10 protein-coding genes are annotated in these 11,811 nt (G+C 44.1%); 6 read left to right on the plus strand and 4 right to left on the minus strand.

The genetic code is table 11. The features are described from left to right. Positions 1–3: 3 nt before the first annotated feature. Both L0991_04700 and L0991_04705 read right to left on the minus strand, forming a co-directional pair. Positions 4–1,449: a TolC family protein gene (locus L0991_04700; GenBank protein XGB63370.1), complete on the minus strand. Its 1,446-nt coding sequence runs from the start codon at positions 1,447–1,449 to the stop codon at positions 4–6. A 214-nt stretch (positions 1,450–1,663) separates the two neighbouring features. After that, on the minus strand, positions 1,664–1,891 hold the full coding sequence (locus L0991_04705; protein XGB63371.1) for a hypothetical protein: 228 nt from the start codon (positions 1,889–1,891) through the stop codon (positions 1,664–1,666). A 663-nt stretch (positions 1,892–2,554) separates the two neighbouring features. Here L0991_04705 and L0991_04710 point away from each other — a divergent pair. The 5 genes from L0991_04710 to gnd all read left to right on the plus strand — a co-directional run bounded on the left by L0991_04710 (position 2,555) and on the right by gnd (position 9,050). Continuing rightward, positions 2,555–4,162, plus strand: a complete 1,608-nt coding sequence (locus tag L0991_04710) for a sensor histidine kinase (GenBank protein XGB63850.1) — start codon at positions 2,555–2,557, stop codon at positions 4,160–4,162. 62 nt (positions 4,163–4,224) lie between these two features. Further along, a complete protein-coding gene (locus tag L0991_04715; protein XGB63372.1) occupies positions 4,225–4,920 on the plus strand; it encodes a response regulator in 696 nt (231 codons plus the stop codon). A gap of 436 nt (positions 4,921–5,356) precedes the next feature. Further along, positions 5,357–6,859 carry a glucose-6-phosphate dehydrogenase gene (zwf, locus tag L0991_04720; protein ID XGB63851.1) on the plus strand — a complete coding sequence of 501 codons (1,503 nt, stop codon included), beginning with the start codon at positions 5,357–5,359 and terminating at the stop codon, positions 6,857–6,859. Beyond that, positions 6,856–7,572 carry a 6-phosphogluconolactonase gene (gene pgl / locus L0991_04725; GenBank protein ID XGB63852.1) on the plus strand — a complete coding sequence of 239 codons (717 nt, stop codon included), beginning with the start codon at positions 6,856–6,858 and terminating at the stop codon, positions 7,570–7,572. The genes zwf and pgl overlap by 4 nt, the downstream gene beginning before the upstream one ends. A 29-nt stretch (positions 7,573–7,601) precedes the next feature. Further along, positions 7,602–9,050 (plus strand): decarboxylating NADP(+)-dependent phosphogluconate dehydrogenase, encoded by a 1,449-nt coding sequence (gnd, locus tag L0991_04730; GenBank protein ID XGB63373.1) that lies wholly within the window; start codon positions 7,602–7,604, stop codon positions 9,048–9,050. Between the two features lie 437 nt (positions 9,051–9,487). Here the strand turns inward: gnd and L0991_04735 are convergent, their stop codons facing one another. Further along, positions 9,488–10,636, minus strand: coding sequence for an HD domain-containing protein (locus tag L0991_04735; protein XGB63374.1), 1,149 nt, complete (start codon positions 10,634–10,636; stop codon positions 9,488–9,490). Between the two features lie 400 nt (positions 10,637–11,036). On the opposite strand from L0991_04735, the gene L0991_04740 reads away from it, so the two are divergent. Then, on the plus strand, positions 11,037–11,450 hold the full coding sequence (locus L0991_04740) for a VF530 family DNA-binding protein (protein ID XGB63375.1): 414 nt from the start codon (positions 11,037–11,039) through the stop codon (positions 11,448–11,450). A 160-nt stretch (positions 11,451–11,610) separates the two neighbouring features. Here the strand turns inward: L0991_04740 and L0991_04745 are convergent, their stop codons facing one another. Further along, positions 11,611–11,802, minus strand: a complete 192-nt coding sequence (locus L0991_04745; protein ID XGB63376.1) for a hypothetical protein — start codon at positions 11,800–11,802, stop codon at positions 11,611–11,613. Positions 11,803–11,811 lie beyond the last annotated feature (9 nt).

Raw genomic sequence — 11,811 nt, forward strand, 5'->3', positions numbered from 1 at the left:
GAATTATCCTTTTGACTGGCTAACGGTGTCTGTTTTTGAGTCGAAATCAGACGTAACAGAAGAAGTTAAGTAACTCGAGTAAGCATTCATCTCGCTGCTGAGCGCTAAAAGCTTGTTGAGAGAGATTAGGTATTTAAATCGTGCTGCGGATTGCTGTGTTTTGATGCTCGCAAGGTATAGCTCAGCATCAACCACTTCTAACGAGTTAGAGAGCCCTTGAGTGAAGGCCTTTTTGCGAAGTAGCAGATTTTCTTGAGCTAGCGATAAGCTAGAGTTTAGCCCTTGGACTTCTTCAATAGCTTGGTTTGCTTCGAGATAGGTCTTTTGCACCAACACGGTTAAGTCTTGCTTCGCTTGCGACTTAAGGAATTTAACTTGCGATACTGCACTGTGCGCAGCCGCCACTTTGTCTGAACGACCTGAAGTGTCGAGTAATGGCACGTTCACACCGATTCCGACTAACCAATCGGGTTTCATTTCACTGGCGAGTGAATCGTCTTCATAGAGGTTGTAATCTCCGTATAGGTAAACCTCTGGGTAGTACTTGCCTTTTTCTGCTTTGATTAAGCTACTTGCTTGCTTCTCTTTCGCATCGAGAATTTTTAGGCCCGGATAAGTCATCAATGTTTGATCAATAAACACATCCATATGAGGTAGGTTTTTGTTGATAAACAGTTGCTCTGAAGGTTCAACGCTTTGGCTTTGACCAAGAATTTGGGTAAGGGCTAATTGAGCAATCTTAAGATCATTTTCAGCCTTGGTGCGTTCCACTACCGCTTTATCTAAAGAAGCGTCTGCTTGAAGGCGTTCTACTCGTGCAATTTGCCCTTGCTGTTCCATCTTGATAGCGAAATCTCGGTGCTGAGTTAAGCCAGCTTCGACTGCTCGACGCGTTTCTACGACATCTTCAGCTAAGATCACTGAGAAGTAGTATTTGCTTAAGTCTTCGTAGCGAGCCTGCTTTTCCATCAAGAGTTGGCTTTGCGCTTCTTCGCTTTTACCTTCAGCAGCCGTTTGTGCTGCGGTAATTCGACCACCTGTAAAAATAGGCCATACTGCACGAATAGAAGAGCTGAAGATATCTTGCTCGGTAATCGTTGAGGTAACGCCACCTAATATAGGCTGCAGAATACTTCCGATAGCTCCCAAATTTGGTACACCACTCAGGCTATCAGCGAACTGTTCACCATTGATGGTCACATCACTGTCAAGGTGAGTGTAGTTAGCACCTAGCGTTACTGAAGGCAGGTTGAGGCTTCCAGTTGCATTTTGGAGATGATTATAACGCTCAACATTAGCTTGTTGAGCTGCAAGAGAATTGTTGTTCTCTTGGAGAATTTGCCACGCCTCAGAAAAAGTGAGCGGGGCAGCATAGCTTGGCGTACTGATAGTACCGAAAAGGATACTGGCAATCGCAAGGCATCGGAATGTCGGTTTGGTCATCTGCATTAATTACCAAATTAGAGTATTAACTCTAATGTTAACAGGGGGATCATCATTTGTCTTGAACAGATTACCTCATGTAGGCAAATAACCTAATCAATCGTTAACATAATGTGAATGCTATTAAGGATTTAGCGGCTTAAGACAAAGAAACAAAAAAAGCACGACGAATCGTGCTCTTTAAGTTCAGTATAGAAGAAATTACTACAAAGGGAGGGTGCTATTTAAAGCTTGGGCAATGGTGATCGGCACGCCACACCAATTGTCGTGAACCTTGCATCGTTTGTAATAAATCTCTACCTGACATTTGCGGGAAAGCTAACAACACTTTTAGATCGAGAGGGGAAGTCTCGTTCTTCTCATATGCTCTGACATGAGTAAAAGTAGATTGTAAGTTTTTGAACAGCATAGCCTTTGTAAGGCAGATTCCAAAAGTATCGCGTTTCATTGCCTGGTTTCCTTTTCAACAATGTTTATACGTTATGTTTTTTATCCTGTTTCTATTGGACGTTGCCACTGATCGATACTTCCTGCTCATCAATGCTTTATTGTTGGGGGCTGCTTTTTATCAGTCACCTCTTCGTTGCCAAACTAGCCGGTTGTGAAATAGCGATGGATGAATAGGGGAGAATACTTGATCCGTTTGTTCATCATTCGTAACGGCGAGCGCGCAACTTTTACTTATCGATACGTCCAGTGAGTGAAGAGTTGTTACCTTTCTGTTAACTGACAGTCTTGTTTAAAACGCTGTCTTAAAGTTGCAACGTATAGCTTGGCAACAATAAACTCCTTCATATGCAACCATTATAATTGTATTTATTTTAAACAACCTAAAAAACACCTAAAACCTTAGTGATCTAGCTCAATATTTGTTCGAATATTTGGTTTTTTTAGCTAATCCGTTCTAAATGTGAACGATTGGCGCGAATGTCGGACATAAAGGAATATCAATTAACAATTTGGTTAATTATTTAGTTGAGCAATAGTCACAAATTCGGATTGGCGTAAAGGTGCTGTGATTAACTTAGTGTTAACATTGCCAGCTAAGTACTAGGGACGGATTTATATGAAATGGAGTAGTATCAGCTTCAGAAAAAGGTTGCTGATTATCATGACGGTCACTGGCCTTGTTGAACTGTTGATACTTTCAGCGGCAGGCTTCGCTTATATAAAACAATCTCAAGAGCAAGAGATGGGCCTGAAAGCGCTCGGTGTTGCTGATTTTCTTGCTGAGTCACCGCTTGTGACACGTATTATTCAAGAAAATGGAACCTTAAATTCTCACGGTGCCCCTCATATTCTTTCACAAGAAACTCAAGCCAAATTCAGAAACCTTACTCAGCTGATTGGTGCTGCATTTATCGTTGTCGGTGACGAGAAGGGCGTTCGTTTGATTCACCCCTATGACGATAGGCTTGGCAAACCAATGCGAGGCGGCGATAACCAAAAGGCCTTGGTGCATGGAGAGTCCTATGTGTCGACCGCGAAAGGCTCTCTGGGTTTTTCAGTACGTGGTAAATCAGCGGTAAAAGATGCTGATGGCACGATAATTGGTGTTGTCTCGGTCGGTTATCTTTTAGATTCCCTCCAAGACAGAATAGAACCTTATTTGGCTTTTTTGATTGTGATGGCATTGCTGGTTGTCGCGGTTAACGCTCTTATTTCAAGCTACGTTTCTCGTCGTTTCCAACGCGCTATCTTGGGGTTTGAACCCGAAGAGATCGGCCGCCTATATGTCGAACTTGATGTGACTATGAGTACGGTTAAAGAGGGCATCTTGAGTATCGATAAGAATGGAATTTTGCGCTCAATAAACAAGAGCGCCTGCGATATTTTATCTATCGACAGAGAATCCGCCCTTAATCAACAGCGCCTTTCCGATGTATTGGCTGGCAGTGACTTGGAGCAGCTGTTATCGACAGGTGATACTGATCATGACGTCGAGCTGTATCTCAATAACAAACGAATCATCGCCAACCGAAGCCCCATCATTGTAGCGGGTGAAGTGGTAGGGGCGGTATCCAGTTTCCGATTGCGCGATGAGATTAGTGACTTAACGGATCAGCTTTCGCAAACCAAAGAATATGCCGATTTATTACGCTCACAAACTCACGAGCATAAGAACAAGCTAAACACGATCAGTGGCTTGATCCAGATGGGTGAGTTGGAATCTGTTCAGCAATTGATTGGGCAAGAAACAGCGCACTATCAAAGCCTTATCGAGTTCTTGAGAGAAACGGTAAAAGATCCACTGATTGCGGGCATGTTGCTAGGCAAAACCGAGCGCGCACGAGAGATAGGCTTAGAACTCAAAGTTGAAGAGGGGTCTAGGCTAGAGGCATTACCAAATTGGCTGAACGCTGATGACGTTGTCACTATTCTTGGTAACCTGATTGACAATGCTTTTGATGCGACGATGTCAGCGATAAAACAAGAGGGGCAGATTGTCCCTTCACGTCGAGTGATTGAAGTATCTATCAGTGATTTTGGTAACGAGATCATCGTGGAAGTGGAAGATAAAGGATGTGGATTACCCAAGCACTTGGCAACCGATGCGCTGACTGAAAAAGGGGTGTCGAGTAAAGCCAAACAAAACCGCGGTGTTGGCTTGTATTTGGTTAAGCAGCTCACTGACCGCTATCAAGGGCAGTTAGAAATGGTCGACAACAACGACTTTGGCTCGCGCATGACAGTGTATTTGCCGAAAGAAGAACAATAGAGCACGAGTGAATCTATGAAGATCACCGTGACGGAAAAATAATGGTTAAAGGAAGAACTTAAATGAACGCAATCACGAGAGTCATGGTCATTGAAGATGATATTGCGATTGCAGAACTTCACCATCGCTATCTAGAGCAGATGGGAGGTTTTGATGTTGTCGGAATAGCGACCACCCATTCAGAAGCATTAATGCAGCTAGATATCTTAAAGCCAGATTTAGTGCTTTTAGATGTTTATCTGCCAGACGGCAGTGGGCTCGATATTCTTAATCATGTTAGAGGTAACAACCAAGGGTGTGATGTAATTTTAATCACTGCAGCCCGAGATGTGGATACCTTACAGACAGCGATGCGTGGTGGTGTGGTGGATTACCTATTGAAACCAGTCATGTTTCCTCGCTTGGAAGCTGCGCTGAAGAAGTATCAGTCACAGCAACAAGAGTTCGAGAGTGTGTCAGATCTTAACCAAGGTTTGGTCGATAAGATGTTGCAAGCCAATGCTAAAGCCGACTCTGGAAAAGTATCGACGTTGCCTAAAGGGATCGATGGCGTAACGCTCGATAAGATTCGCGCGATTTTTCAACAGGCAGATTCTGCGAACATCACGGCTGATGAGGCAGGTGAACGCATTGGTGCAAGCCGAACTACAGCACGACGTTATCTTGAGTTCTTGATTACCACCGGAGAGTTAGCCGCTGATTTGAATTACGGTACAGTGGGACGACCTGAACGCTGCTATAACAAAGCCACAAGGTAGCGTATCTATCCTTCTTTTTAAGAGATAACCTTTATTCCTCATTATGTGTAAAACCAAGTTGAATAAGCTGGTTTTACTTTCTTTTTCACCTCTCTCTACTCACTCCACAGACCAGATGCCATTCTTTCTCGATTACAATGTTCGAGAATGCCGATTTGCTTCTGTTTCAACCCTTGAAAAATCTATGGTCGATTATATTTTGTTCGAAAAGAGTCAATATTTAATCGATTGCCTTCACAGTGGTTGATGTAAATCAAATACTCATAGACAATACTGTCCCGAATAGTGGTGATAGCATTCACCCTCGTTTACCAAACGCATTCTCAAGTGTAATAGGCACTTGCTATTGATGTAATAGCCAAGACCTATTATCTATTTTCGTATGTCGCTGATACCTTTAGCGAATACTAAAAACCTTGTTTTTATAGGAAAGATGATGGTAATACCTGAAAACAGCAGCATCGTTATTTTTGGTGCGTCGGGAGATCTAACTTACCGTAAGTTAATTCCTGCTTTGTACCACCTGTATGCTAGCAATCAACTACCAGAATCCTTTGCGATTCTTGGAGTGAGCCGTACTGAGTACAGCGATGAGTCTTACCGTGAGAAGCTGAAGAAGTCTCTTCAGGAAATGGAGCAAACTGAACCAGAGACGCTGAATGCATTTATTGAACATTTGCATTACCAAGCGATCAACACTTCAGATGTAGACGATTACGCTCGTTTAGCACAACGTCTAGACAAACTTGAGCAAGACTACCAATTCGAAAACCACAACACTTTATTCTACTTGGCAACGCCGCCAAGCCTGTACGGTGTTATCCCAGCAAACCTTGCTGCGCATGGCCTAAACGATGAAACGAATGGCTGGCGCCGTCTGATCATCGAGAAGCCATTTGGTTACGATTTAGCTTCTGCTCAAGCGTTAGATGAAGAGATCCATCATCACTTCCAAGAACACCAGATCTACCGTATCGACCACTACTTAGGTAAAGAGACGGTACAAAACCTTCTAGTGCTTCGTTTCTCAAACGCGATGTTTGAACCACTGTGGAACCGTAACTTTATTGATTACGTTGAAATCACAGGTGCAGAGTTCCTTGGCGTTGAAGAACGTGGCGGCTACTACGATGGTTCTGGCGCTGTTCGTGATATGTTCCAAAACCACTTGCTACAAGTACTAGCAATGGTTGGTATGGAACCACCAGCTCAAATTAACGCTGACTCTATTCGTGATGAAGTGGTTAAAGTACTTCAGTGTCTGAAGCCTCTTGAAGAAGAAGACCTACGTAAAGATCTCGTGCTAGGTCAGTACACTGCTTCTGATGTTCGCGGCCAGCACTTGTTGGGTTACCGTGAAGAGCACGGTGTTGCAGATGACTCTCGTACTGAAACTTACATTGGTCTGAAAGCGCACATCAATAACTGGCGTTGGAACGGGGTGCCATTCTACGTGCGTACCGGTAAACGCTTACCAACACGCGTGACGGAAATCGTGATTCACTTTAAGAACACGCCGCATCCAGTATTTGGTCAAGATGCACCAGAGAACAAACTGATTATCCGTATCCAACCGGACGAAGGTATTCAGATGAGCTTTGGTTTGAAAGAGCCAGGCGCAGGCTTCAAAGCAAAAGAAGTGAAAATGAACTTCTCTTACTCTGACTTGCCAGAAACTCAAATGCTAACAGCTTACGAACGTCTGCTTCTTGATGCGCTAAACGGTGACGCAACTTTATTTGCACGTACCGATGCGGTAGAAGCATGTTGGAAGTACGTTCAACCAATCTTAGACTTCAAACAAGATCCTCAAGCACTGTTTGGCTATGCTTGTGGTACTTGGGGCCCACAGGAAGCGGATGAACTTCTGCAACGTGATGGCCGCGCATGGCGTTTCCCATGCAAAAACTTAACAGACACGGATTACTGCGAACTATGATCAACCACAAGATCTTTGAAACGCCAGAGCTAGTTGTTGAAAACCTAGCAAACGAAATGAAAGCGTACAGCGAGCAGGGAAAGCCTGTTCACATTTCACTGTCTGGTGGTAGTACACCTAAAATGCTTTTCAAACTATTGGCTCAAGCGCCATACGCAGAAGGCATTCAATGGAACAACCTTCACTTCTGGTGGGGTGATGAGCGTTGTGTTGCACCGGATGATGCAGAAAGCAACTTCGGCGAAGCAAATGCACTACTTTTCTCAAACGTGAACCTTCTAGCAGAGAACATTCACCGTATTCGTGGTGAAGATGAGCCAAAAGCTGAAGCTGAGCGATTTGCTAAAGAGATGGCTGATGTGATTCCTTGTGAAAACGGCACACCTGTTTTCGATTGGATTCTGCTAGGTGTTGGCGCAGATGGCCACACTGCTTCACTATTCCCCGGTGCAACAAACTACCAAGATGAGAACCTGTCTGTACTGGCTTCTCACCCTGAGTCTGGTCAAATCCGTGTTTCTAAAACTGCGAAAGTTTTAGAAGCAGCAAAACGAATCAGCTACCTAGTACTGGGTGCAGGTAAAGTTGAGATCGTTAAAGAAATTCATACTACTCCTGCTTCAGAGTTGCCTTACCCGGCAGCGAAAATCCAGTCTAAAACTGGTGAAACAGAGTGGTTCCTAGATTCAAATGCAGCAAGTGCTATCGCATAATTGCGACTAGCCGCAAGGAGATATAAATAATGAAAGGTGATATCGGTGTAATTGGCCTAGCAGTAATGGGTCAGAACCTTATCCTAAACATGAACGACCACGGCTTCAAAGTTGTGGCTCACAACCGTACTGCTGCGAAAGTAGACGAGTTTCTAGAAGGCCCAGCTAAAGGTACTAACATTGTTGGTGCTTACTCTCTAGAAGAGCTAGTAGAGAAACTAGAAACGCCACGTAAAGTGATGCTTATGGTTCGTGCTGGTGACGTTGTAGACACGTTCATCGACAACCTAATCCCACTTCTAGACGAAGGCGACATCATCATTGATGGTGGTAACACTAACTACCCAGACACTAACCGTCGCGTAGCGCACTGTCGTGAAAAAGGCATCCACTTCATCGGTACTGGTGTATCTGGTGGTGAAGAAGGCGCTCGTTTCGGTCCTTCAATCATGCCAGGCGGCGCAGCTGAAGCTTGGGAAGCGGTTAAGCCAATCTTCCAAGGTATCTCTGCAAAAACTGACGCTGGCGAGCCTTGTTGTGACTGGGTTGGTAACGACGGTGCTGGTCACTTCGTTAAGATGGTACACAACGGCATCGAATACGGTGACATGCAGCTTATCACTGAAGCTTACCAGTTCATGAAAGATGGCCTAGGTATGTCTGCTGACGAGATGCAAGCTGTGTTTGCTGATTGGAACAAGACTGAGCTAGACAGCTACCTAGTTGAAATCACTGCTGACATCCTTGGCTACAAAGATGAAGACGGTGAAGCGCTAGTTGAGAAAATCCTAGACACTGCAGGCCAAAAGGGTACTGGTAAGTGGACAGGTATCAACGCATTAGACCTTGGTATTCCTCTAACGCTTATCTCTGAGTCTGTATTCTCTCGTTGCCTATCTGCATTGAAAGATCAACGTGTTGAAGCTGAAACTCTATTCGGCAAGACAATTACTCCAGTTGAAGGTGACAAGCAAGAGTGGGTTGATGCACTACGTCAAGCTCTACTAGCTTCTAAGATCATCTCTTACGCTCAAGGTTTCATGCTAATGCGCGAAGCATCTAACGAGAACGGCTGGGATCTAAACTACGGTAACGTAGCACTAATGTGGCGTGGTGGTTGTATCATCCGTTCTGCATTCCTAGGCAACATCCGTGATGCGTACGAAGCAAACCCAGACATCGCGTTCCTAGGTTCTGACGAGTACTTCAAAAACATCCTACAAAGCAGCCTAGCGGCATGGCGTAAAGTAGCAGCGAAATCTCTAGAGTCTGGTATCCCAATGCCATGTACGATTTCTGCGCTATCTTTCCTAGACGGTTACACAACTGCACGTCTACCAGCTAACCTGCTTCAAGCTCAACGTGACTACTTCGGTGCTCACACTTACGAGCGTACTGACCGTCCACGTGGTGAGTTCTTCCACACAAACTGGACTGGTACAGGCGGCGACACTGCTTCTACAACTTACGACGTATAATCGTAGTGAGAAGCTGTTAAGAGCTCAGATGCTTTTAAATGTGAAAGCTAGAAATCAAAAGGATGCCAATTGGCATCCTTTTTTGTTGTGTGTGGTTTAGTTAACGCTTGATATTAAATTGAGATCTTGCAGGTTAAGTACTAGGCCGTGTTGATCTTTCGTGGTTAAATTTTGTTCGGATGGGGACGCCTAGTCAAAAGCGTTTTAATCGCGGCGAGGGGGAAGTAGCCTAGTCATTCTAAGCAAATCTCCCTCAACAAAGAGTAAAACGCTTTTTGCGGGGGCGCCCAGCTCGAACCCTTCGGGCAGCGTTTGCTGGTCATTTCTACTGCGTTATCGGCTTCTCATGTAGGCTAGCTACACGTCAAAGCCTCAGCCTTGTACAAATACCCAGCAACTCGCTGCAAAAACCAGCTCGAAAGAACAACACGCCCTAACTAAGCTGTCATGGCTTGGGGTTGAATATCGTCGTTATATTGCTTTCTAATTGACAGGAAGTAGTCGAGGTTCTGTTTCAGCGCTTTGACACACTGTGGGTCAAACATCGAACCGTTGTGTACCTCTATGTATTCCATCACTTCACTTAATGTCCATGCTCGCTTATAGGCTCTTTTACTCATCAGCGCATCAAACACATCCGCTAAGGTCACTATTCTGGCTTCCAACGGTATGGCTTGGCCTTTTAAGGCGTCGGGTAGTCCTGAACCGTCAAACCTTTCGTGGTGATGACGAACGATATTCTTGATGAACCGAATTTCTTTTAAACACATTGAACTGTGGTGAGATAGCGACACCACATCGTTAATCATGTCTTCCCCATATAACGTATGGTTGTTCATTATTGCTTTTTCCTCATCGGAGAAACGCTCGGTACTGAACAATACATTATCTGGAATTCGGTATTTCCCGATATCGTGAAAGGGCGCATATAAGCGAATACGATGGATGAACTGGTGGGTAATTTCTGTGTTTGTATTTGACAGGGTCCGAGCCAATTGTTCACTGTATTTGCCCATTCTAATCAGATGCTCTTTGGTTTCCGGATCGCGAGCGTGTCCCATATTCAGTGCAATGGCTAAGGAAGATTGGAAGTGACGTTGCCGCTCGAACAGTTGAATGAACAAGCTTGAGATGACTTGAGTGAGATAAGCCATATCGCATTGTATTGATGATTTAGAAAAGAACCCAATCGATGAGGCATTCACGAATACAAACCCAAGATTATGTTCTTGATAGTGAATAGGGGTTGTGTAACTGCTCTGATGGCCGAGCTTTAATAAATGGCAAGTTTGCTCTGTTAGTGGAGTCGAACTGAGATCGTGAATGATGCGAGTATCGAGAGATTCTGCTAATCGGGACAACGCTGATTCTGGTTTTATTTCTAGATCAATATAACGATGTTCAGCTTCTTTACTCAGGGCATCTGACACAAAATAGTTCGATGCTCGATTGTCACTGCATAATATGACCGAGAGCCGTGATAATGAGGGGTAATGTTCACGAGCTAGCCGGAAAAGGTCATCTACGATGGCGATAATGTCCTTATCCTGTGCGGCTACTCTATTGATCTGGGAGTAGTCAAACATGTTGCAAGCCAACCTTTATTTATAGTTATATCATTGTTTAGTAGGGGTATTTTTATTTTTCGACGTTACTCAAACCATAGCACTGCGTGCGGATAAAAGATAATAACAATAAAAAAATAAAGGCTATTTCAGTTTGTTCTCATCATTTTTGTTAACTCGCACTTTTGTTTGTGTAGGTCCAAACAACAGCTAGCACAAATGTTGAGTGTCAGAGCATTTAATGAACGTTTTAAAATTAAATGAAAAGATAAATAGGATAACCGACGCGCTTTATGCCATCATAACGACATAAATAAGGGCAATGGACATAATGCCTAAGTGATTGAGCAAGAAGCGGTCAGTGATGACGGTGTTCTCGCGTATATTCAAGGCGTTGATCTGCCTTGAAAAAGGTAATGTTATGACTGAAGAAGAAAGAATCGAACTGCAACGAAATAACCCACTGCATGGCTTAAAGCTTGAAACCATGATCACTGAATTAGTGGATCATTATGGTTGGGAGATTTTAGATGCGGCAATGCGTATGAACTGCTTTAACACTAAGCCAACTATCGCAAGTGCTGTTAAATACCTTAAGAAGACAGAGTGGGCTCGTGAAAAGGTTGAAAACTTCTACCTTTACCGTTTCAAGCGTATGCCTAAAGCGTCAGACATTGAATACCAAATGCCTCCGCGTTCACGTACATTCCGCCACGGGCTAGAACCTCGTGAGCCTATGGAGCTAACAGTCGAGTCGATTCAAGCTTCTCAAGCGAAAGCGGCTTCTGCATTTAAAGCTCGTCGCGGCGGCAACGGTCGTAATTTTCGTCGTTAACAAGAAAGCGTCGATAATAAGAAAGCGTCGTTAATAAGAAGGCGTCGATAAATGGGGCGCCTCTAGAGACGAGCGCTACGCCTAAAAAGCGATGAACACAAAATACAAAAGGAGCCTAAGCGCTCCTTTTTTCGTGTATTCAGCTTAGTGCTGTTAAGTCTTAAGCTTCGCGATTTCTCTTTTGGTTCTTCCAGATATCGACGACATAAACGATGGCGCTGACCAGTAAGAAAAGCGCAGATACAGAAAACAGAGCAGGCATTTTTAAGATCCACGCGAACGTTGCGGCAAGAAAAGCGACAAAGCAAATGAGTCGACTTGATGACATGACATGACCGAGTTTAATGTTCATAACGCCTCC

Source organism: Vibrio chagasii, assembly GCA_041879415.1.
GTDB lineage: Bacteria > Pseudomonadota > Gammaproteobacteria > Enterobacterales > Vibrionaceae > Vibrio.